The sequence below is a fragment of the Duganella lactea genome, from assembly GCF_009857505.1.
Taxonomy (GTDB): Bacteria; Pseudomonadota; Gammaproteobacteria; order Burkholderiales; family Burkholderiaceae_D; genus Rugamonas; species Rugamonas lactea.
Map to the genome: position 1 here is coordinate 1 of NZ_WWCP01000057.1, position 21,877 is coordinate 21,877.

The following is a 21,877-nucleotide window of genomic DNA, read 5'->3' on the forward strand; positions in this document are numbered from 1 at the left end:
CCACGAAAAAGGTGGTTCTGGACAGCAAGACAAGTGCCAAAAGGTCTGAAGCCGCCGTGCGAATCCGTCCACAGCCGGCGTTTTCTCAGCACATCAGTTCAAATCAGCAGTAATTCGAGGTCCCCTACTGTCGGTGGTATTCAGGGTGCCTTGGTTTTGGCCAGAGCTTTAGACCAAACGGAGATTTTCACTGACACGTTGAGTAGCCTTCGGGATCGTCTGCTGGCCGTTATGGCCCGCTGACTGGGAGCTGCTTTCTTCGGGGCGTCGGCGTCAAGCCCTTTGCAAGATCATGTGCGGATCGATGGTCCATTTGTGTTAGACTGCGACGCATTATGTCTCCTGCAAGTATTGTGCGAAAGCTGGTCATCGCATTCTTCATCCTCCTGCTGCCTTACACTGCGACCGCCGCAGTGAGTATCTTCCCATGCGAGCCTCGACCTGTTGCCGGGCATGCCGCCTCGGCGGATGATGCCGAACAAGGCGGCGCGATCTGCTCGCAAAACTGCGTCTCCCACAGCTGCGACGAACTCGACGAGCCATCGCCAAGCGATCATCTTGATCTGGTGGATGGGCTGGCACTTTCCGCGCCTGCCACGCTGGCGGGCACTTTATCTTTTCCACCCCCGCATGCGCCAGACGCGCGCGCTGGCGGTGCCCCGCTGAAGCCGCCTCCCACCCGCTAACACCACCGCGCACGGCTCTGGGCCTTGCGTGCTCTCGCGTCGGCCATGGTGCCGCACGCTTCAGGGGACCGGTACGTCCGGTTTCCGACAAAATTTCTAATCTGAAAAAGGAAGACAATGGAGTGGCTACTTGACCCAACCATATGGGTCGGCTTGATCACGTTGATTATCCTGGAAATCGTCCTCGGTATCGACAACCTCATTTTTATCGCTATCCTCGCGGAGAAGCTCCCGCCGCACCAGCGTGACCGGGCGCGGCTGTTGGGTCTATCGCTCGCCATGGCGATGCGTCTTGGATTATTAACGATCGTCTCCTGGCTCGTGACGCTCACCACGCCGCTATTTTCCGTTGGGCCGCTGGCGTTTTCCGGCCGCGACCTTATTCTGTTGGTCGGCGGGATATTCTTGCTGTTCAAGGCCACGGTGGAACTACACGAGCGGCTCGAAGGTGTCATGCACACGCAGACGCAAACGACGGCCTACGCCAGTTTCGCCGCCGTCGTCGCGCAAATCGTGGTGCTCGACGCCGTGTTCTCCCTGGACGCGGTCATCACCGCCGTTGGCATGGTCGATGAGTTGGGGGGGATGATGGCTGCGGTGATCATTTCGATCGGCGTCATGATGCTCGCCTCGAAGCCGCTGACGCGCTTCGTCAACGCGCATCCCACCGTGGTGGTGTTGTGCCTGAGCTTCCTACTCATGATTGGTTTGAGCCTGGTCGCCGAGGGGCTGGGTTTCCACATCCCCAAAGGTTACCTGTATGCGGCAATTGGCTTCTCGGTCCTGATTGAAACCCTGAATCAATTCGCGCGCCGCAATTTCCTCAGAAGCGAAGCGCGCAGGCCGTTCCGCGAACGCACCGCGCAGGCGGTACTGCAATTGCTGGGTAGCCGCAGGCATGGGCTGGCCGAGTCCGATGCAACAGCGCCGGCCTCCGCCGAGGGACAAAACTTTGCCGCCGAGGAGAGGAATATGGTCAGCGGGGTGCTCACGCTCGCCGGCCGATCGATACGCTCGGTGATGACGCCGCGCACGGAGATCTCATGGGTCGATATCGACGGTGACGCGGATAGTCTGTTGGCACAATTGCAGAATACGCCGCACAGCCAATTGCCGGTGTGTCGAGGACAGGCCGATAATCTGCTCGGCATTGCGCGGACCAAGGACCTGATTCGCGATCTGGCGCTGCATCGCCGGATCGACGAATCGCTGGAGACCGGCCCGCTACGCGCGCCCATCTTCCTGCCTGAAACAGCCGGTGTGTTGCGTGCGATCGAGATGCTCAAGCGGGCGCATGGCCAGTTGATCGTCATTACCGACGAGTATGGCGCCATCCTGGGCTTGCTCACGCCGGTCGATATTCTGGAGGCGATCGCCGGCGAATTCCCTGATGAGGATGAGCAGCCGACGGTGTCGTTAGTGGAGCCCGGCACCTGGCTGGTCGATGGCGCCGCCGACCTGCATCACCTGGAGCAAGTGCTGGAGACTGGCGGTTTGGTCAGCGAGGACGCCGACTACACCTCGCTAGCCGGCTTCCTGCTCGCGCGTTTTGAGACCTTGCCAGAACAAGGCGCGGTGTTGGAAATCGACGGGCTGCGCTACGAAATTGTGGCGGTTGAGGACCGCCGCATCGCCAAGGTGCGGATAGACCGAATCGCCATGGAGACTGCGCAAGTGGACTGACCGTGCCGATAACGATAGTGGTTCGCTGGTGCCAGGTCGTCAACGAACCACGTAGTTGAGCTGGTAGTGGTAAGGGCACGCTATCATGTGGAGCGCCGTTCTGCGCATGCCGCTGGCCTAAACGGGCAGCAGGCGACCCCGAAGGCGACTCAAAGTATCGGTGAAAATTTCCGTTTGGTCTAAAGCCCTGGCCAAAACCAAGGCTCCCTGAATCCCGCCGACAACCTCTCTGGCGAGAGCGTTGGCTGCTTGCGGTTCGCGCCCAGCCCGCAACAGCGCGGCTGCAAGCGCGTCAATCCAGGCCGCAAAGTAAGCACGGATGCGATCCGCAAAGCGATCACGCTCGTTGCCGAGCGCGAATACGCCCACCAGGCAAACGCGACGGCCAGAATGGAAGTAGCTGGCCACATCGTCGAACATTGCCTTGATACCTTCCATGGCGTCGGCATGTTCAAGCAACGATTTGAAAACGTGCTGTTCGAACCACTCATCGACATGAGCCAGCACGGCTTCAGCCATTTCCTCTTTGCCTCGTGGGAAGAAGTGATAGATGCTGCCCTTGCCCAGCTTGGTGCCTTCGCTGATACGAGCCAAGCTCGCCCCCTCGAAACCATAGGTTCGGAACACTTCCGCCAGCATCGGGATCACATCTTCCCGTTCCGCAATTACTCTAGCCATCATCTTCCTTAAAAACCAAGACTGCTCAGCCCCGGATGATCGGCTGGGCGTGGGCCGTTATTGTCCCACAGGAGTTTGCGTTCATCAGCCTTGATGGGATGTTCGTTGATGCAAGCGTGGCGGTGATGCATCAAACCATTCTCATCGAATTCCCAGTTTTCATTGCCATAGGCGCGATACCACTGGCCGGAATCGTCATGGTACTCGTAAGCGAAGCGCACCGCGATGCGCGCGTCGTCAAAAGCCCACAGCTCTTTGACGAGGCGGTAATCAAGCTCGCGGGTCCACTTGCGTTTCAGCAGGGCGACGATGGCTTCGCGACCTTGAGCGAACTCGGCGCGATTGCGCCACCAGCTGTCCTCGGTGTACGCCAAGGCGACTTTTTCTGCATCGCGGGTGTTCCAGCCGTTTTCGGCGAGACGGACTTTTTCGATTGCGGTTTCACGGGTGAAAGGCGGCAGGGGTGGACGGATAGACATGATATTTCTCCTTATTCGTACCAATCGGAACACAATGTACTGATCGGTACATTCAATATAGACCGATCAACTTAGATCCGCAAGCTTTTTTTCCGAGAAAGGCGCAATCCATGTCTTAAGCGCGGCTTGTTCCTGACACTTCTGATAGGTATGAGGACTTGTAAGGTTGATGCTCAGTAGGCGAGCAAACGAACAAAGAGCCAATTGGTCTCGTCCTTGATCATTGCGCGGCTAGGAGCGCCTGACCAGGCTGAGCGAAACTAGGGGGGCTATGCGCAGCGCGCCAAGTGGGCCACGACGAGGCGAACGCCAGGCGGCGGTATGAAAAAGCGCACCAGCTCTCTTCAAAATCGGCAATGAACGACTAATTGATCGGGTGTCGATTCGTTACTGAGCTATACCGAATTTGATATCGATATTGATAAACAATTTATTGGAAAGTTATCTAAGGAGCACTTAGTATGCCTTATCGATGCGGGGCATGACATTCACGTCTTCGCACAGGAACATACTGAGGAGAATTGCATGTCTGAGAATGACAAAAAGGTGAAGCTGCGCTCCGCCGAGTGGTTTGGTACCCAAGATAAAAACGGCTTCATGTATCGCAGCTGGATGAAGAATCAGGGGATTCCTGATCACGAATTCGAAGGCAAACCGATTATCGGCATCTGCAATACCTGGTCTGAGCTCACGCCATGTAACGCCCATTTCCGCAAGCTGGCGGAACACGTCAAGCGCGGCATCTACGAAGCCGGCGGCTTCCCGGTTGAATTCCCAGTATTTTCCAACGGCGAATCGAACCTGCGTCCAACCGCCATGTTGACCCGTAACCTGGCGTCGATAGACGTCGAGGAGTCGATCCGCGGCAATCCAATGGATGGCGTGGTGCTGCTGGTCGGCTGCGACAAAACCACGCCTGCGCTGCTGATGGGCGCCGCGTCGGTCGATATTCCGACCATCGTCGTCACCGGCGGCCCTATGCTCAACGGTAAGCTGAACGGCAAGAACATCGGCTCCGGCACCGCCGTCTGGCAGTTGCACGAGCAGGTCAAGGCTGGCGAGATTTCGATGCACGAGTTTATCGGCGCGGAAGCGGGGCACTCGCGTTCCGCCGGCACCTGCAACACCATGGGCACCGCGTCGACCATGGCCTGCATGGCCGAATCGCTGGGTACTTCGCTGCCGCACAACGCCGCCATTCCAGCCGTCGACGCGCGCCGCTATGTGCTGGCGCATATGTCTGGCATCCGCATCGTGGAGATGGTGAAGCAGGATCTGAAGCTGTCGAAGATTCTGACCAAGGAGAATTTTGAGAACGCGATCCGCGTCAACGCCGCTATCGGCGGTTCCACCAACGCGGTGATCCACCTGAAGGCTATCGCTGGCCGTATCGGTGTCGATCTGGAGCTGGAGGACTGGACCCGCGTCGGTCGCGGCACCCCGACCATCGTCGACCTGCTGCCGTCGGGCCGCTTCCTGATGGAGGAGTTCTATTACGCAGGCGGCCTGCCGGGCGTGATCCGCCGCATGGGTGACGGTAACATTCTGCCGCATCCGAACGCGCTGACGGTCAACGGCAAGACCATCTGGGAAAACTGCAACGATGCGCCGATCTATGATGAGGAAGTGATCCGCACGCTGGATAATCCGATTCGCAAGGATGGTGGCATCTGTATCCTGCGTGGCAACCTGGCGCCGCGCGGCGCGGTGCTGAAGCCTTCGGCCGCGACGCCTGAGTTGATGCAGCATCGCGGCAAGGCCGTGGTGTTCGAGGACTTTGAGCACTACAAGTCGCGCATCATGGACCCGGAGCTGGAAGTGGACAAGGACTCCGTGCTGGTGATGAAGAACTGCGGTCCGAAAGGCTATCCGGGCATGGCGGAGGTGGGGAATATGGGCTTGCCGCCTAAGCTGCTGGCCGCTGGTGTCAAGGATATGGTGCGTATTTCGGATGCGCGCATGTCGGGCACCGCTTACGGTACCGTGGTGCTGCACGTGGCGCCGGAGGCGATGGCCGGTGGCCCGCTGGGTATCGTCAAGGATGGCGACTGGATTACGCTGGATTGCGAGGGCGGTAAGCTGGAGCTGGAGATTTCGGACGAGGAGATGGCGGCACGTCAGGCGGTTCGCGTGCTGGGCAGCGCGCCGGGGCCGAAGACCGGTTATCAGCAGCTCTATGTTGAGCATGTGCTGCAGGCTGACGAGGGTTGCGACTTCGACTTCCTCGTTGGTAATCGCGGCTCCGCAGTGCCTCGCCACTCGCACTAATTCGTCGCTCCGGCGAAGGCCGGAGCCCATACTGAGCATGCGTTCCATAGGTTCCGGCCTGCGCCGGAACGACGGCGCTTAGGAGATTCTTCATGTTACTCGTACAATTTAAAAACGAACAAGGCACGCGCCACGTCGGCGTGCTGGAACAGAGCACCATCCGCATCATCGACGGCTATGCCACCACCTACGCGCTGGCCCAGGATGCGATCCGCAAATCCGTCGGCCTGGCCGCGCTGGTTGAGAAAACCGTCGGCGCACAAACCGCCGACTTCAAGGCCGTCGCCGCCGCCGGCCGTCTGCTGCCACCACTGGATCACAGCGACCACGCCCACACCTACGTCACCGGCACCGGCCTGACCCACCTGGGCTCCGCCGATACCCGCGACGCCATGCACAAGAAAATCGGTGGCGACGTCGAATCGCTGAGCGACTCCATGAAGATGTTCCGCATGGGCGTGGAGGGCGGCAAGCCGGCACCGGGTGCAGCGGGCGTGCAGCCGGAGTGGTTCTACAAAGGCGACGGTTCGATCGTGGCCGCCAGCGGCCAGGATCTGGCTATGCCGGACTTCGCATTGGACGGCGGCGAAGAGCCGGAAGTCGCCGGCCTGTATGTGATCGGCGACGACGGCCAGCCATACCGCGTCGGCTTCGCCATCGGTAACGAGTTTTCGGACCATGTGACCGAGCGTCAGAATTACCTGTACCTGGCCCACTCCAAACTGCGTGTTTGCGGCCTGGGCCCGGCGCTGCTGGTCGGCGAAGCGCCGGACAGTGTTGAAGGCACCTCGCGCATCTACGACAAGGAAGGCAAGGTACGTTGGGAGAAGCCATTCTTCAGCGGCGAACAGAATATGTCGCACACCATCGCCAACCTGGAGCACCATCACTTCAAGTACCCGCTGTTCAAGCGTCCGGGTGACGTGCATGTGCACTTCTTCGGTACCGCCACCCTGAGCGTGGCGGACAACATCGTGGTGCAGCCTGGTGAAACCTTTGAAATCGACGCGCCGCAATTCGGCCCGGCGCTGCGCAACAAGCTGTCCGTGTTCAAAACCGAAATCGCGAAAGTGAAGACCTTATGATCATTACCGGCGATGCACTGATCGGCGGCAAAGCCGTCACGGGCACCGGCGCGGGCGTCCGCGCCTTCAACCCGGCGCTGGGCCAGGTCATCGAGCCCGAGTTCCGCACCGTGGACGCGGCGCAGATCGATCAGGCCTGCCGCCTGGCCGACGAGGCGTTCGACACTTTCCGTTCGCTCAGCGATGAAAAGCGCGCCGCTTTCCTTGATACCATCGCCGACCAGATCATGGCGTTGGGCGATGTGCTGGTCGAGCGCGTGATGGAAGAAACCAGCCTGCCGCGTGCTCGCGTGGAAGGTGAACGTGGCCGCACAGTCGGCCAACTGAAACTGTTTGCCAATCTGCTGCGCGAAGGCTCGTGGCACGATGTGCGCTTCGACAAGGCGCTGCCCGACCGCACGCCGCCGCGTCCGGACCTGCGCATGCGCATGATCGGCCTTGGCCCTGTGGCGGTCTTCGCGGCCAGTAACTTCCCGCTGGCGTTTTCCGTCGCCGGTGGTGACACCGCGTCGGCGCTGGCCGCCGGCTGTCCGGTGGTGCTGAAGGCGCACTTTGCGCATCCTGGCACGTCGGAACTGGTGGGCCGCGCCGTGGTCAGGGCGGTTGAAATCTGCGGTCTGCCGGCGGGCGTTTTCTCGCTGCTGACTGGCGTGGGCAATGAGCTGGGCATTGAGCTGGTGCGTCATCCAGCCATCAAGGCGGTCGGCTTCACTGGCTCGCGTGGTGGTGGCATGGCGCTGATGGCCGCCGCCGCCGCGCGTCCGGTGCCGATTCCAGTCTACGCCGAAATGAGCTCGATCAATCCTGTGTTCCTGCTGCCGAACGCGCTGAAAAATCGTGCCGAAGAAATCGCTGCCGGTTTCGCCGCCTCGCTGACGCTGGGCGTGGGACAGATGTGCACCAATCCTGGTTTGGTACTGGCGATCAATGGTCCGGATCTGGAACGCTTCACCAGCGCCGCGTCGCAGGCGCTGGCGGGTGGCTCGGCCTGCTCGATGCTGTCGCCTGGTATCGCTGGTAACTTTGCACGTGGCGTGAATCAGCTGGCAGGTCATGCTGATGTGAAGACGCTGGCGCTGGCGCCGCAGGCGGAAGGCAAGGGCGCTCCGGCGCTGTTTGTCTCGTCGGCATCGGCCTTCCTGTCGCAGCACACGCTGCAAGAGGAAATCTTTGGCCCGGCGTCGCTGGTTATCTCGTGCAAGGACGTGGCGGAACTGCGGCTGGTGACGGAGAAGCTTGAAGGTCAGCTGACCGCCACGCTGCAAATGGATGAAGGTGATCTGGAAGCGGCGCAGTCGCTGCTGCCGGTGCTGGAACGTAAAGTGGGCCGGATTCTGGCCAATGGCTATCCGACCGGCGTGGAAGTGTGCAGCGCCATGGTGCACGGCGGCCCGTTCCCATCGACTTCGGATGGCCGCAGCACCTCGGTCGGCACGGGCGCGATTACGCGTTTCCTGCGTCCGGTGTGTTATCAGAATCTGTCGCAAGCCTTGCTGCCTGAGGTCCTGCAAGACAACGGTTCCGCCACCTGGCTGCGCCGCGAAGGTGAACTGACCCGCAACTAGAAAAACTGTCGCTCCGCCGATGCGGAGCGACAGGATAATAATGGAGACTGTATGACCCAACTGGCCAAGTTCGGCAGCTTGCGCGGTAAGCGCGTATTCATCACCGGCGGCGGTACCGGCATCGGCGAAGCGATGGTGATTTCCTTCGCGGAGCAAGGCGCGCAAGTCGCCTTCGTCGACATCGCCCGCGACCCAAGCCACGCGCTGGTACGTCGCGTGAAGGAAGCCGGCTATCCCGAACCGCTGTTTCGCCAGTGCGACATCACAGACATCCCGGCGCTGCAAGCCACCATGACCGAACTGGCCGGCCTGGCCGGTGACTTCGATATCCTGGTCAACAACGCCGCCAACGACCAGCGTCACGAAACCGCTGACGTCACCCAGGAATTCTGGGACAAATGCATCGCCGTCAACCAGCGTCCCATGTTCTTCACCTGCCAGGCGGTTCTGGAAGGGATGAAGAAAAAAGGCGCCGGCTCCATCATCAACGTCGGCTCGATTTCCTGGCACGTCAAGAACGCCGGCTACCCGGCCTATGCCACCACCAAGGCGGCCACGCATGGCCTGACGCGTGGCCTGGCGCGTGAATTCGGCGTGCACGGTATCCGTGTCAACACCGTCACGCCGGGCTGGGTGATGACCCAGCGCCAGATCGATCTGTGGCTGGACGACGCGGGTGAGGAAGACATCAAGCGCAATCAATGCTTGCAGAATAAGCTGATGCCGCAGCATGTGGCATCGATGGTGCTGTTCCTGGCCGCCGACGACGGCGCCATGTGCACCGCGCAGGAATTTATCGTCGACGCAGGCTGGGTCTAAACCGCCTGCGTTAACACTGTTCGCCCCCGGAGACAACCGCACATACGATGCGGCGGGGTATCTCAACCATAGATAAATGGTAGGAACATGGTGAATGCAAACGTTGTTACGGCGTTGTCCTGTGCCGCCGCGATTCTCGCGGCAGCGCCGGCCGCCGCGCAAGCCGCATTGCGTAGTCCCGACAATCACGTCGCCGTCACCGTTCGCGCGGCCGATGGCAAATTGACGTACACCGTCGCCCGCGACGGCAAACCCGTCTTGCTGGCCTCCGACCTTGGCTTGCAAATGGCCGGCGCCGATCTGGCCAATGATTTGTCGCTGGTCGCCACCTCGTTGCCGCGCGTGGTCGAGGACCATTATCAGATGGCGGTCGGCAAGCGCAAGGACATCACCTACCGCGCCAACGAGCAAACCTACTCGCTGCAAAACGCCAGGCAGCAGAAGATCGATATTGTCTTCCGTGTCTCGAACGCTGGCGTGGCGTTCCGCTACGTCGTCGCCGAACCGTCGCTGCCGCTGAAAAAGCTGGTGCAGGAGCGCACCACGTTTGCGCTGCCCAGTGGTACCAAGGCGTGGCTGCAACCGATGTCGGTCGCGCAAACCGGCTGGAGCAACACCAATCCGTCTTATGAAGAGCACTATCAGATGGAGATCCCGGCCGGCACCAAGTCCCCGACCGAAGCTGGATGGGTATTCCCGGCACTGTTCCGCACCGGCGCGAACTGGCTCGCCATCTCCGAAGCCAATATGGACGGCACCTGGCAAGCCTCCCGTCTCGCGCAGGATTCCAGCGGCGGCAAATACCGCATCGGCAATCCGATGGCGCCGGAGGTGTACACCAACGGTGGCTTGATGGCGGAAGTGGAGGGCACGCTCACCTCGCCATGGCGCATCATCGCCCTCGGCTCGCTGGCCACCATCACCAACTCCACGCTGGGCACCGACCTTGCCGCGCCAGCCGTCGCCTTCGACGCCGCGCGCGTCAAGCCTGGGCGTGCCTCGTGGAGCTGGGCGATCCTGAAGGATGACTCCATCGTCTACGACGTACAGAAGAAATTCATTGACTACGCCGCCGACATGAAGTGGGAGTACACCCTCATTGACGTCAATTGGGACCGCAACATCGGCTACGCCAAAATCAAGGAGCTGGCCGATTACGCGGCCAGTAAAAACGTGGGCCTGATCCTTTGGTACAACTCGTCCGGCCCATGGAACAAGACCGAGTATTCGCCCAAAGGCCAGTTGCTTACCCATGAGCAGCGCGTCAAGGAGTTCAAGCGCCTGAGCGACATGGGCATCAAGGGTTTGAAGATCGATTTCTTCGCCGGCGATGGCCAGTCGATGATCACCTACTACATCGACATCCTGCGCGATGCCGCCGATGCCGGCCTGCTGGTGAACTTCCACGGCGCCACGCTGCCGCGCGGCTGGCAGCGCACCTGGCCTAATCTGATGACGATGGAATCCATCCGGGGCTTCGAGTTCACCACCTTCGAGCAGAAGGATCAGGATGCGATGCCGAGCCACGCCGCCATGCTGCCGTTCACGCGCAACCTGTTCGATCCGATGGACTTCACGCCGGTTGTCTTCGGCGACATCCCGAAGATCAAGCGGGCCAGCACCAACGGCTTTGAGCTGGCCACCTCGGTGCTGTACCTGTCCGGCATCCAGCACTTTGCCGACACGCCGGAAGGCATGGCCACCGCGCCGGACTACGTGAAGAATTTCATGCGGAACGTGCCGCGTGGCTGGGACGACAGCCGCCTGGTGGACGGTTATCCCGGAAAATACGCGGTCGTCGCGCGCCGTGCCGGCGACACCTGGTACGTCGCCGGCATCAACGGCGGCGACAAAGAGAAAACGCTGACGCTGGACTTGTCCTTCGTCGGCGACAAGCAGGGCACCATCATCACCGATGGCAATGACGCCCGTAGTTTCAGCCAGCGCGCCATCGCCGCCGGTAAAAAAGTAGTCGTAACCATTAAGCCGCATGGCGGTTTTGTCATCCAACTATAAAACAGGAGACTGAGAGATGAATCCAATCAAACGTGGCGTACTCGCCTTGTGCATGCTGGCCTCCGGCAGCGCATTCGCGGCCGAGATCACCATCGATACCGCCAAACCTGGTGCGGTGATCAATAAGGACGTGTATGGCCAGTTCGCCGAACACCTGGGCACCGGTATCTATGAAGGTATCTGGGTCGGCCCGAAATCGAAGATCCCTAACACCAAGGGCTGGCGCAACGACGTGGTCGGCGCGCTGAAAGATATTCAGGTGCCGCTGGTCCGCTGGCCGGGTGGCTGCTTTGCCGACGAATACCACTGGCGCGACGGCATTGGCCCGCGCGAGAAGCGTCCGGTCAAGGTCAATACCAACTGGGGCGGCGTGGATGAATCCAACGCCGTGGGCACGCACGAGTTCTTCGATCTGGTTGATCTGCTGGGCGCCGATGCCTACGTCAACGGCAACCTGGGCACCGGCAGTGCGCAAGAGATGTCGGAGTGGGTCGAGTACATGACGTCCGACAGCAAGTCGACGCTCGCCAATCTGCGTCGCAAAAATGGTCATGACAAGCCATTCAAGGTGGCTTACTTCGCCGTCGGTAACGAAGCCTGGGGCTGCGGCGGTAATATGAGCCCGCAGTACTACTCGAATCTGTACAAGCAGGTTGAAACCTTCCTGCGCGCGCCGAAGCAGTATCGTCCGAAGATCATCGCCAGCGGCGGCAACGACAACGATGTGGTGTGGTCCGAAGTGCTGAGCAAGGAGCTGAAGAAGCAGACCGATGGCATCAGTTTCCACTACTACACCATCCCGACCGGCAAGTGGGAAGTGAAGGGCGCCTCGACCGCCTTCCAGGAAAACGAGTGGATCTCGACCCTGTCCAACACGCTGCGCATGGAAGACCATATCCAGAAGAACAGCGCCGCCATGGACAAGCATGATCCGGAGAAGAAACTGGGCCTGTTCGTCGACGAGTGGGGCACTTGGTATGACGTGGAGAAGGGCACCAATCCTGGCTTCCTGTTCCAGCAAAACACCCTGCGCGATGCGGTGGTGGCGGCGCTTAACTTCAACATCTTCCACGCCCATGCGGAGCGCGTGCGCATGACGAATATCGCGCAGATGGTCAACGTGCTGCAGGCCATGATCCTGACCGACAAGGACAAGATGCTGCTGACGCCAACCTACTACGCGTATCAGATGTATGTGCCGTTCCAGGGCGCGACTTCGTTGCCGATTTCGCTCAAGGATAATCAGGACTATTCGGCGGCGGGCTTCAAGGTGCCTGAGATCAGCGCATCGGCGGCACGCGCCAAGGATGGCAAGGTGTATTTGGCGCTGGTGAACACCAATCCGAACAAGTCTGCCGATGTGGCGGTGAATATTCCTGGCCAGGTTGTGAAGTCGGTCAAGGGCCGCGTGCTGACGGCTGCCGCGATGGATGCGCATAACACCTTCGCCGCACCGCAAGCGATCAAGCCGGCGGCGTTCAGTGCCACCGCTGGCGCGGATGGCAAGCTGACGGTCAAGGTGCCTGCCAAGGCGGTGATTGTGGTGGCGGTGGAGTAAGTTATCACTTGAACCCGTCGTTCCCGCTTGCGCGGGAGCGACGGGTAATGGGAGTTTTATGATGATCTATGTTTTGCGTGCCGATGGCGATATCGGTTTGGGCCGCGGCACCCTGCTGGCAGCGAAATGATGACCGCCGCAAGACGTCGCGCGCTGAAGTTGGCCGCCGGTGCTGCCGCCACGGTCGCGTCGCATGGCGCGTTCTCCATCGCGACGGCACGGGAAAATATCCCGGCCCCCGCGCAGACAGGCACGGTGTCGCTATTCCCATTAAGCTCCGTGCGACTTGGCCCGAGTCCTTTCCTGGAGGCCCAGCAGACCGATTTGCGATACATCCTCTCGCTGGACGCGGATCGCCTGCTTGCCCCATTCCTGCGCGAAGCCGGCCTACCGCCCAAACAGCCCAGCTACGGCAACTGGGAATCCAGTGGCCTCGATGGCCACATGGGCGGCCACTATCTGTCGGCCCTGGCCCTGATGTACGCCTCCACCGGCGACAAAGAAACCTATCAACGCCTGAACTACGCGGTCGCGGAACTCAAGCGCTGCCAGCAAGCCAACGGCAATGGCTACATCGGCGGCGTGCCCGGTGGCGCGGCCGCATGGCAGGACATCGCCAACGGCAAACTACGGGCGGATAACTTCTCCGTCAACGGCAAATGGGTCCCGTGGTACAACCTTCACAAGACCTACGCCGGCCTGCGTGACGCCTACCTTTACGCCGGCAACGATGACGCACGGGCCATGCTGATCGCCCTGTGCGACTGGACCATCGGCCTTGCCGCTCAGTTGAGCGAAGAACAAATGCAATCCATGCTGCGCGCGGAACACGGCGGCATGAACGAAGTACTGGCCGATGTCTCCCAAATGACCGGTCAACAGAAATACATGGACCTGGCGATCCGCTTCTCCCACCAGGCCATTCTGAAACCGCTGGAAGCGGGCCAGGACCAGCTCACGGGGCTCCACGCCAATACGCAAATCCCGAAAGTCATCGGCTTCAAGCGCATCGGCGACATCACCACCCGCAAGGACTGGCAGAAAGCCGCCGCCTTCTTCTGGCAGACCGTCCACGATCACCGCACGGTCGCCATCGGCGGCAACAGCGTCAAGGAACACTTCCACGATGAGAAAAACTTCTCGTCGATGATCGAGGAAGTGGAAGGCCCCGAGACCTGCAATACCTACAATATGCTGAAGTTGACCGCGCTGCTGTTCCAGGGCGACGCCAAAGGCGGCTACGCGGACTACTATGAGCGCGCGCTGTACAACCATATCCTGGCGTCGCAACACCCGGACAGCGGTGGCTTCGTCTATTTCACGCCGATGCGGCCGAGCCACTACCGCGTTTATTCGCAGCCGCAGAAGGCGATGTGGTGCTGCGTAGGCTCCGGCATTGAAAGCCACGCCAAGTACGGAGAGTTCATCTACGCCCACCGGGGCGATAACCTCTATGTCAACCTGTTCATCCCGTCGACGCTGGACTGGCGCGACCAGGGCGTGCAAATCCGCCAGGCCAACCGGTTCCCGGATGAAGACAAGAGCACCATCACCGTCAAGGGTAACAAGACCTTCACGCTGAAGATCCGCTATCCGGAATGGGTGGAGCAGGGCGCCTTGCAGGTTACCGTCAACGGCAGGCCGGTGGCCGCCGCCATCGGTGGGGACCGTTATGTCAACGTGCGCCGCGCGTGGCGCGATGGCGACAAGGTCGAGATCCGCCTGCCGATGAAAACCCGTCTGGAGCAGATGCCCGATAAATCGGCCTACTATGCGGTGCTGCACGGCCCAGTGGTATTGGCCGCCAAGACCAACCCGTTCCCCGGCGAGCAACTGAACTACCTCGCCGACGACAGCCGCATGGGCCATATCGCCAGCGGGCCGGTGGTGCCGCTGGAGCAGGCGCCGGTGCTGGTCAGCGAGAGCGCCGCCTTTGCTGATCGCTTCCGCCCGGTGCCCGGTCGTCCGCTGACCTTCATCGCGCCGGGATTGGTGCAGGCGCCGACCACCGGTCCGACCACTTTCGTGCCATTCTTCCGCATCCACGACGCCCGCTACGTCGTCTACTGGCCGTACTCCACGCCGGCCGATCTCGCCAAGCGCCGCGCTCAGGCCGCGGAAGATGAAAAAGACGGTCTGGCGCTAGACGCCCGTACCATCGATCAGGTGGCGCCAGGTGAACAGCAACCGGAATCCGACCACTTTTTCAAGGCGGATGGCGCCGACGCCGGCGTCTACAAGGGCAAACACTGGCGCCACGCGACCGGCTGGTTCAGCTACGACCTGACCGACAAGCAGGGCGAGGCACGCGTGTTGCGGTTGACATACTCAAAACGCGACGTCGGACGCCGTTTTGATATCCTTATCAACGACAAGCTGCTGGCCGAAGTCCGTTTGGACGCCAGCGCGCCACAGGAACTGTACACTCGCGATTATCCGATCCCGGCCGGCGCCGCAGCTGCCGGCAAACTGGTCGTCAAGTTTGTTGCCCGCGACGGCTCGATCGCCGGCGGCCTGTATGGACTGCGCCTGTTGCGCTGATATATCGAAAAAGATATCGCAGAGTATGAAAATATCATTGGATAGATATTTGTGTTTCTCATAGTATTGATCTGAATAACACTATAAAAACTTATCAGGAGACTTTTGCCATGACTTGCAATCGCAGAACCGTACTGGCCACCGCTTTGGCCGCCGTCGTCACTCTGAGCGTACCGAGTGCTTTCGCCGCCAAGCCGCTGGTGATCGGTTTCTCCCAGGTGGGCGCCGAAAGCGAATGGCGCACCGCCAATACCGTATCGATCAAGGACGCGGCGAAGAAAGAGGGCATCACCCTGAAATTCGCCGACGCCCAGCAGAAGCAGGAAAATCAGGTCAAGGCCATCCGCTCGTTCATCGCCCAGCGCGTGGACGTGATCGCGTTCTCGCCGGTGGTGGAATCGGGCTGGGATACCGTGCTGCGCGAAGCCAAGCGCGCCAACATCCCGGTCATCCTGACCGACCGCGCGGTCAATGTCAGCGATCCGTCGCTGTACGTAAGCTTCCTGGGTTCGGACTTCGTGGAAGAGGGGCGCCGCGCCGGCCGCTGGCTGGTGGAGCGCCAAAAGAAAACGCCTGATGCCGTTTTGAATATCGTTGAGTTGCAGGGCACCGTGGGCTCGGCGCCAGCGCTGGACCGCAAGAAGGGCTTTGAGGAAGTCATCGCCGGCAATCCGAAGCTGAAGGTGATCCGTTCGCAGACCGGCGACTTCACCCGCGCCAAGGGCAAGGAAGTCATGGAGGCGTTCCTGAAAGCCGAAGGCAAGAAGATCAATGTGCTGTATGCGCACAATGACGACATGGCCATCGGCGCGATCCAGGCGATCGAGGAAGCCGGCCTGAAACCGGGCAAGGATATTCTGGTGATTTCCATCGACGGCGTGAAGGGGGCGTTTGAGGCCATGATCGCCGGGAAGCTGAACGTGACCGTCGAATGCAATCCGCTGCTCGGCCCTCAGCTGATGCAGCTCGCCAAAGATGTCGTGACCAAGAAGCCTGTACCTAAGCGCGTTGTGACGCAAGAAGGCGTATTCCCCGCCGAAGTCGCGGCCAAGGAATTCCCGAACCGTAAATACTGATACCGATGACGACGAATCTTTCCGCGCCGGTGCTGGAGCTGCGCGGCATTAGCAAAGCCTTCACCGGTGTGCAGGCTTTGAATGGCGTATCGCTGAATCTCTATCCGGGTGAAGTCCATACGCTGATGGGCCAGAACGGCGCCGGCAAATCGACGCTGATCAAGGTGCTCACCGGTGTGTACACGCCGGACAGCGGCGAGATCGTGCTGGCCGGCCGTTCGATTCAGCCGCAGTCCACGTTGGACGCGCAGAACCTTGGTATCAGCACTGTTTATCAGGAAGTGAATCTTTGCCCGAATCTGTCGGTGGCGGAGAATATTTTCATTGGCCGTTATCCGCGCAAGCTGGGGCGCATCGATTGGGCCGGCATGGCCAGGCAGGCGTCTGAACTGCTGGAGCGGATGCAGATTCGTATCGATGTCACGCTGCCGTTGGCGCACTATCCGCTGGCGATCCAGCAAATGGTGGCGATTTCGCGTTCGCTGCTGGTGTCGGCCAAGGTGCTGATTCTCGACGAGCCGACTTCCTCGCTGGATGAGAAGGAAGTCGATCTGCTGTTCAGCGTTTTGCGTGGCCTGCGCGAGCAGGGCATGGCGATTCTGTTTGTGACGCACTTCCTCGATCAGACCTATGCGATTTCGGACCGCATCACGGTGATGCGAAATGGCGAGCGGGAAGGCGAGTACCTGGTCGGTGATTTGTCGCGCGTCGATCTGGTCAACAAGATGGTCGGTGCCGTGGCCACCGGCGAGGCGCCGGCCACCGCGGTGGAGACGCCGAGTGAGGGCACCGGCCAGTCGCGCTTCCAGTCGTTCCTGCGCGCCGTGGGCCTGGGCCGCAAGGGCGCGTTGCAGCCGATGGACCTGGAGATTCGCCAGGGCGAGCTGCTGGGCCTTGCCGGCCTGCTGGGCTCTGGCCGCACCGAGGCCGCGCGCCTGCTGTTCGGCGCCGACAAAGCGGATACCGGCACGATCACCATCGAGGGCAAAGCGTGCAACTTCGCCTCGCCGCGCGACGCCATCGGCGCCGGCATCGGCTTCTGTTCCGAGGACCGCAAGCACGAAGGCGCCATTCTCGACCTGTCGGTGCGCGAGAACCTGATTCTGGCGCTGCAAGCCCGCATGGGCATCATGCGCGCCATCCCGCTGAAACGCCAGCAGCAACTGGCGGAGGAATACGTGAAGGCGCTGGGCATCAAGACCGCCAGCATCGAAACGCCTATCGGCTCGCTCTCCGGCGGCAATCAGCAGAAGGTACTGCTGGCGCGCTGGCTGGTGACCGATCCGAAACTGCTGATCCTGGACGAACCGACGCGCGGCATCGACGTCCGCGCCAAGCAGGAAATCATGGACTACGTGGCCGCGCTGTGCAAGAAAGGCATGTCCATCCTGTTCATCTCGTCGGAGCTGCCGGAAGTGCTGCGCGTCAGCGACCGCATTGTCGTCATGCGCGACCGCAAGCAAGGCGGCGAGTACCCGCGTGGTGCGCTGGACGAAACCTCCGTGCTGCATGTGATCGCGGCTGGAGATACCCATGTCAGCTGAGTCCCGGAGCGCGCTGGCCGCGCGCGGGGCTGGCGCCGCGTCAACCAAATCGAGTCAAGTCATGTTTGTGCAACACCCATTATTCCGGCCGCTGGCCGCGCTGGCGATCCTGCTGCTGATCGACTTTGTCATGATCCCCGGCTTCTTCCACCTGGAGATCAAGGACGGCCACCTGTACGGCAGTCTGATTGACATCGCCAACCGCGCCGCGCCGCTGATTCTGGCGGCCATCGGCATGACGCTGGTGATCGCCACGCGCGGCATCGACATCTCGGTCGGCGCCACCGTCGCCATCAGCGGCACCGTCGCCGCGATGCTGGTCGGCGGCACCATGGTCATGAACAACGGCACGCCCGAATACGTGGCCAACACGCCGATGTGGATCGCGCTCGCTGTCGCCATGGGCGCCGCGCTGCTGTGCGGCGCGTGGAACGGCGCACTGGTGGCCGGCCTTGGCCTGCAACCGATTGTCGCCACGCTGATCCTGATGGTGGCGGGGCGCGGCCTGGCGCAACTGTTCACCGATGGCCAGATCATCACCGTCTACTACCAGCCGTTCTTTTTCCTTGGCAGCGGCTATCTGTTTGGCCTGCCGTTCTCGCTGTATATCGTGGCCGCTGTGTTCATCGTCACGGCGCTGCTGCTGCGTAAAACGGCGCTCGGCCTGTTCATCCAGTCGGTCGGCATCAACCCGGTGGCGGCGCGCCTCGCCGGCTTGAAAACGGCGGTGCTGATTTTCTTCGTGTACGTGTTCTGCAGCGCCTGCGCCGGTGTGGCGGGGCTGATGATCACCTCCAACATCAAGAGCGCGGACGCCAACAACGCCGGCCTGCTGCTGGAGCTGGACGCCATCCTGGCGGTCACGCTGGGCGGCACCTCGCTGGCCGGCGGTAAATTCAGCCTGGCCGGCAGCGTGATTGGCGCGTTGATCATCCAGACGCTGACCTACACCATCTACTCCCTCGGCCTGCCGCCGGAGGTCAACATGGTCGTCAAATCGATCGTGGTCTTCGTGATCTGCGTTTCTCAGTCGGCGGAGTTCAAGAACATGTGGCGCCGCGCCTTCCCGGCCCGCGGAGGTAAAGCATAATGAGCACCATGAGCCATCCGGCGCCGTCGATCACGTCGTCCTCGTATTTCACTTCCCTGATCACCTTGTTCCTGCTGGTGGTCCTGCTGGGCGCGGGCGGCGCCGCCTATCCCGGCTTCCTGTCGTTGCAGGTGATGTTCAACCTGTTGATCGACAACGCCTTCCTGCTGGTGATCGCGGTCGGCATGAGCTTTGTCATCCTGTCGGGCGGCATCGACCTGTCGGTCGGCTCGGTGCTGGCGCTGACCACCATGATCTGCGCCTACATGCTGCAAACGTGGCACTGGAACCCGGTGCTGGTGATCGTCGTTTCGCTGGCCATCGGCACCGTGTTCGGCGCCGCCCAAGGGGCGTTGATCCACTACTTCAAGCTGCAGCCGTTCATCGTCACGCTGGCCGGCATGTTCCTGGCGCGCGGTCTGTGCTATCTGATCAGCATTAACTCGATCACCATCGACGACCCGTTCTTCGTCGCCATGTCGCAAACGCAGCTGCCGATTGGCGACTGCTTCATCTCGCCGGGCGCGCTGATCGCGGTGGCGCTGCTGGCGGTGGCCATCTACGTGGCGCACTGCACGCCGTTCGGCCGCGCCATTTATGCGGTCGGCGGCAACGAGCAATCGGCGCTGATGATGGGATTGCGCGTGGCGCGCACCAAGGTGCTGATCTACGCCTTTTCCGGTTTCTGCGCCGCGCTGGCCGGCGTGCTGTTCTCGTTCTACATGCTGTCCGGTTATGGCTTGCACGCGCAGGGCACGGAGCTGGACGCGATCGCCGCCGTGGTGATCGGCGGCACGCTGCTTAGCGGCGGCTATGGTTACGTGGCCGGCGCGCTGACCGGTGTGCTGGTGCTGGGCTCCATTCAGACCTTGATTGCGTTTGACGGTACGCTCAGCTCCTGGTGGACCAAGATCGTCATCGGCGGTCTGCTGTTCATCTTCTGTGTCGTACAGCGTGTAATGACGATGCGCGGCAATAAAAAGTAAGCCAATACGGTATCCGCGCAAGGCAGGCTCTCTCTTAGAGCCTGTTGCGCATCAAATTGATATCAAAAACAACGACATTTCACGATAATTAATGTCAATCGTGATATCATTGGAAATATGGAAACTAACCCGAACTGGTTCCTGCGCGCGCGCCTCAAAACGCGCCAGCTGCTGCTGCTGATCGCGCTGGACGAACAACGCAACATCCACCGCGCCTCCGAGGAGCTGCACATGACGCAGCCCGCCGCGTCCAAGCAGCTGAAGGACCTGGAGGAGATGCTGGGCGTGCAGCTGTTCGACCGGCTGCCGCGCGGCATGGAGCCCACCATCTACGGCGAGACCATGATCCGTCACGCCCGCATGGCGCTGACCAGCCTCTCGCTGGCGCACGAGGATATCGTCGCCATCAAGGCCGGCTTGAGCGGGCAGGTGGACATCGGCACCATCATGACGCCGGGGATCGCGCTGCTGCCGCAGGCGATCACGCGCACCAAGGCGCAGGCGCCGAAGCTGCGCATCGGCGTCGAGATGGAGCAGTCCAACGTGCTGCTGGAGCAGTTGCAGCGCGGCCGGCTGGACTTCATGATCGGCCGTATTCCGGAACGCCAAAGCGCCGAGGGATTGAGTTACGAAGAGCTGGGCGACGAGCCGGCGTGCGCGGTGGTGCGGGTTGGTCATCCGCTGATGAAGGCCAAAAACCTTCAGCTGCGCGACATCGCCAGCCAGCCGTGGATACTGCCGCCGCAAGGCTCCATCCTGCGCGCGCGCTGCGAATTGATGTTCCGCCGCGCCGGTCTTGAGGTGCCGGTCAACGTGGTCGACACCACGGCGGTGCTGCTGATTAAGCCGCTGTTGCAACAGACGGATGCGCTCAACGTCATGCCGATCGCTGTGGCCCAGTACTATGAAGCGCAAGGTGTGCTCAACATCCTGCCGATCGAGCTGCCTTGCCGGATGGACGCCTACGGCATCATCTCCGTCGATGGCCATATCCTGTCACCGGGTGCCGAGCTGCTGCTCAATTCCGTGCGCGCCGTGGCGCGGGAAATTTACTAGCGCGTTGCGGCGCCGCCGAAAGACGCGAACGCATCGAGCAGGATCTTGGGGCGGAAGGGGTTGAGGACGACGCGGTTGATCTGGCGCTCGCGCAGTTCGCGCATCAGGTCCGTGGTGGCCTGGTCCACCATGACCGCGATTGGAATGGCGGCGTCGCTGGCCGACATGCCGTTGCGTACCTTGTCCAGCAGACCGAGGTTGTAGAAGCAGCCCGGCTCCGCACCGCAATCGATGGAGATCACCGCCCTTGGAAGGCGCGCTCGCGCAGCATGCGTTTGGCCAGTCTGCACGCTGGCCGCTTCGTGCACTGTGTCGAGGCCCGGTGAGCGTGCCGTCATGGACACGGCCCGCCGGAGCAGCGGCTGCTCTTCCTCTCGCAGCATGTTCAGGTTCTTCAACGCTCTGTCATTCATGGGACGGCTCCGAACGGCTGACCAGTTCTTCCAGCAGCAGGTCGCGCAGCGAGGTCAAGATCGTCATCTCGGTCATGTCCAGCGTGCGCGGTTCCTGGCCGATGATGCAGAGCGTGCCGATGACAAGGCCGGACGGCATGCGCGGCAGTGCGCCGGCGTAGAAGATCACATGCGGTGGCTTTGTGACCAGGGGATGGTCTGAGTATTAGGACGTGTAAGAAATTCTGTGTGTGCGGGGCCGGTTTTTAGTTAATCGCGTTCGTGAAGCGTTCGCCAAACATGATGGCAAATTGATTGGCCGCCAGCTTCCAAGTCCGCTGTGGCATCTTCCAAT

General features: G+C 61.1%; 17 protein-coding genes. 13 read left to right on the plus strand and 4 right to left on the minus strand.

Annotated features, from left to right (window positions below; genetic code table 11):
• Nucleotides 1-803 precede the first annotated feature (803 nt).
• Nucleotides 804-2,369 (plus strand): TerC family protein, encoded by a 1,566-nt coding sequence (locus GTP44_RS25450; protein WP_161021599.1) that lies wholly within the window; start codon nt 804-806, stop codon nt 2,367-2,369.
• 117 nt (nt 2,370-2,486) lie between these two features.
• On the opposite strand, the gene GTP44_RS25455 is transcribed toward GTP44_RS25450, so the two are convergent.
• Nucleotides 2,487-3,047 (minus strand): TetR/AcrR family transcriptional regulator, encoded by a 561-nt coding sequence (locus tag GTP44_RS25455; RefSeq protein ID WP_161021600.1) that lies wholly within the window; start codon nt 3,045-3,047, stop codon nt 2,487-2,489.
• An 8-nt stretch (nt 3,048-3,055) separates the two neighbouring features.
• Nucleotides 3,056-3,526 carry a nuclear transport factor 2 family protein gene (locus GTP44_RS25460; RefSeq protein ID WP_161021601.1) on the minus strand — a complete coding sequence of 157 codons (471 nt, stop codon included), beginning with the start codon at nt 3,524-3,526 and terminating at the stop codon, nt 3,056-3,058.
• A 525-nt stretch (nt 3,527-4,051) separates the two neighbouring features.
• Here GTP44_RS25460 and GTP44_RS25465 point away from each other — a divergent pair.
• The 12 genes from GTP44_RS25465 (at nt 4,052) to GTP44_RS25520 (ending at nt 21,130) form a co-directional block, all read left to right on the plus strand.
• On the plus strand, nt 4,052-5,794 hold the full coding sequence (locus GTP44_RS25465) for an IlvD/Edd family dehydratase (protein WP_161021602.1): 1,743 nt from the start codon (nt 4,052-4,054) through the stop codon (nt 5,792-5,794).
• A 92-nt stretch (nt 5,795-5,886) separates the two neighbouring features.
• The gene (gene araD1, locus GTP44_RS25470) at nt 5,887-6,879 is read left to right on the plus strand and encodes an AraD1 family protein (RefSeq protein ID WP_161021603.1); all 993 of its coding nucleotides are present in this window, start codon (nt 5,887-5,889) and stop codon (nt 6,877-6,879) included.
• The gene (locus tag GTP44_RS25475) at nt 6,876-8,444 is read left to right on the plus strand and encodes an aldehyde dehydrogenase (NADP(+)) (protein WP_161021604.1); all 1,569 of its coding nucleotides are present in this window, start codon (nt 6,876-6,878) and stop codon (nt 8,442-8,444) included. The genes araD1 and GTP44_RS25475 overlap by 4 nt, the downstream gene beginning before the upstream one ends.
• A gap of 51 nt (nt 8,445-8,495) precedes the next feature.
• Nucleotides 8,496-9,263 (plus strand): SDR family NAD(P)-dependent oxidoreductase, encoded by a 768-nt coding sequence (locus GTP44_RS25480; RefSeq protein WP_161021605.1) that lies wholly within the window; start codon nt 8,496-8,498, stop codon nt 9,261-9,263.
• A gap of 87 nt (nt 9,264-9,350) precedes the next feature.
• Nucleotides 9,351-11,279: a glycoside hydrolase family 97 protein gene (locus tag GTP44_RS25485; protein WP_161021606.1), complete on the plus strand. Its 1,929-nt coding sequence runs from the start codon at nt 9,351-9,353 to the stop codon at nt 11,277-11,279.
• Between the two features lie 16 nt (nt 11,280-11,295).
• Complete coding sequence (locus tag GTP44_RS25490; RefSeq protein ID WP_161021607.1) at nt 11,296-12,837, plus strand: alpha-N-arabinofuranosidase; 1,542 nt, start codon at nt 11,296-11,298, stop codon at nt 12,835-12,837.
• 255 nt (nt 12,838-13,092) lie between these two features.
• A complete protein-coding gene (locus GTP44_RS25495) occupies nt 13,093-15,378 on the plus strand; it encodes a beta-L-arabinofuranosidase domain-containing protein (RefSeq protein WP_371867329.1) in 2,286 nt (761 codons plus the stop codon).
• A gap of 110 nt (nt 15,379-15,488) precedes the next feature.
• Nucleotides 15,489-16,454: an ABC transporter substrate-binding protein gene (locus GTP44_RS25500; RefSeq protein ID WP_161021609.1), complete on the plus strand. Its 966-nt coding sequence runs from the start codon at nt 15,489-15,491 to the stop codon at nt 16,452-16,454.
• Between the two features lie 5 nt (nt 16,455-16,459).
• Entirely contained in the window at nt 16,460-17,998 is a 1,539-nt protein-coding gene (locus GTP44_RS25505; protein ID WP_160988953.1) for a sugar ABC transporter ATP-binding protein, read from the plus strand.
• Between the two features lie 61 nt (nt 17,999-18,059).
• Nucleotides 18,060-19,088 carry an ABC transporter permease gene (locus GTP44_RS25510; RefSeq protein WP_160988954.1) on the plus strand — a complete coding sequence of 343 codons (1,029 nt, stop codon included), beginning with the start codon at nt 18,060-18,062 and terminating at the stop codon, nt 19,086-19,088.
• Nucleotides 19,088-20,074 (plus strand): galactofuranose ABC transporter, permease protein YjfF, encoded by a 987-nt coding sequence (yjfF, locus tag GTP44_RS25515; protein ID WP_229257082.1) that lies wholly within the window; start codon nt 19,088-19,090, stop codon nt 20,072-20,074. The genes GTP44_RS25510 and yjfF overlap by 1 nt, the downstream gene beginning before the upstream one ends.
• 117 nt (nt 20,075-20,191) lie before the next feature.
• Nucleotides 20,192-21,130, plus strand: coding sequence for a LysR family transcriptional regulator (locus tag GTP44_RS25520; RefSeq protein WP_160988955.1), 939 nt, complete (start codon nt 20,192-20,194; stop codon nt 21,128-21,130).
• Here GTP44_RS25520 and GTP44_RS25525 read toward each other — a convergent pair.
• A complete protein-coding gene (locus tag GTP44_RS25525; protein ID WP_161021610.1) occupies nt 21,127-21,543 on the minus strand; it encodes a response regulator in 417 nt (138 codons plus the stop codon). The genes GTP44_RS25520 and GTP44_RS25525 overlap by 4 nt on opposite strands.
• Nucleotides 21,536-21,712: a hypothetical protein gene (locus GTP44_RS25530; RefSeq protein WP_161021611.1), complete on the minus strand. Its 177-nt coding sequence runs from the start codon at nt 21,710-21,712 to the stop codon at nt 21,536-21,538. Before GTP44_RS25530 ends, GTP44_RS25525 begins: the two co-directional genes overlap by 8 nt.
• Nucleotides 21,713-21,877 lie beyond the last annotated feature (165 nt).

Bases quoted from the DNA above. Each gene is read 5' to 3' on its own strand.
- GTP44_RS25450 (WP_161021599.1), top strand. From the start codon at position 804: ATGGAGTGGCTACTTGACCCAACCATATGGGTCGGCTTGATCACGTTG.
- GTP44_RS25455 (WP_161021600.1), bottom strand. From the start codon at position 3,047: ATGGCTAGAGTAATTGCGGAACGGGAAGATGTGATCCCGATGCTGGCG.
- GTP44_RS25460 (WP_161021601.1), bottom strand. From the start codon at position 3,526: ATGTCTATCCGTCCACCCCTGCCGCCTTTCACCCGTGAAACCGCAATC.
- GTP44_RS25465 (WP_161021602.1), top strand. From the start codon at position 4,052: ATGTCTGAGAATGACAAAAAGGTGAAGCTGCGCTCCGCCGAGTGGTTT.
- araD1 (WP_161021603.1), top strand. From the start codon at position 5,887: ATGTTACTCGTACAATTTAAAAACGAACAAGGCACGCGCCACGTCGGC.
- GTP44_RS25475 (WP_161021604.1), top strand. From the start codon at position 6,876: ATGATCATTACCGGCGATGCACTGATCGGCGGCAAAGCCGTCACGGGC.
- GTP44_RS25480 (WP_161021605.1), top strand. From the start codon at position 8,496: ATGACCCAACTGGCCAAGTTCGGCAGCTTGCGCGGTAAGCGCGTATTC.
- GTP44_RS25485 (WP_161021606.1), top strand. From the start codon at position 9,351: ATGGTGAATGCAAACGTTGTTACGGCGTTGTCCTGTGCCGCCGCGATT.
- GTP44_RS25490 (WP_161021607.1), top strand. From the start codon at position 11,296: ATGAATCCAATCAAACGTGGCGTACTCGCCTTGTGCATGCTGGCCTCC.
- GTP44_RS25500 (WP_161021609.1), top strand. From the start codon at position 15,489: ATGACTTGCAATCGCAGAACCGTACTGGCCACCGCTTTGGCCGCCGTC.
- GTP44_RS25505 (WP_160988953.1), top strand. From the start codon at position 16,460: ATGACGACGAATCTTTCCGCGCCGGTGCTGGAGCTGCGCGGCATTAGC.
- GTP44_RS25510 (WP_160988954.1), top strand. From the start codon at position 18,060: ATGTTTGTGCAACACCCATTATTCCGGCCGCTGGCCGCGCTGGCGATC.
- yjfF (WP_229257082.1), top strand. From the start codon at position 19,088: ATGAGCACCATGAGCCATCCGGCGCCGTCGATCACGTCGTCCTCGTAT.
- GTP44_RS25520 (WP_160988955.1), top strand. From the start codon at position 20,192: ATGGAAACTAACCCGAACTGGTTCCTGCGCGCGCGCCTCAAAACGCGC.
- GTP44_RS25525 (WP_161021610.1), bottom strand. From the start codon at position 21,543: ATGAATGACAGAGCGTTGAAGAACCTGAACATGCTGCGAGAGGAAGAG.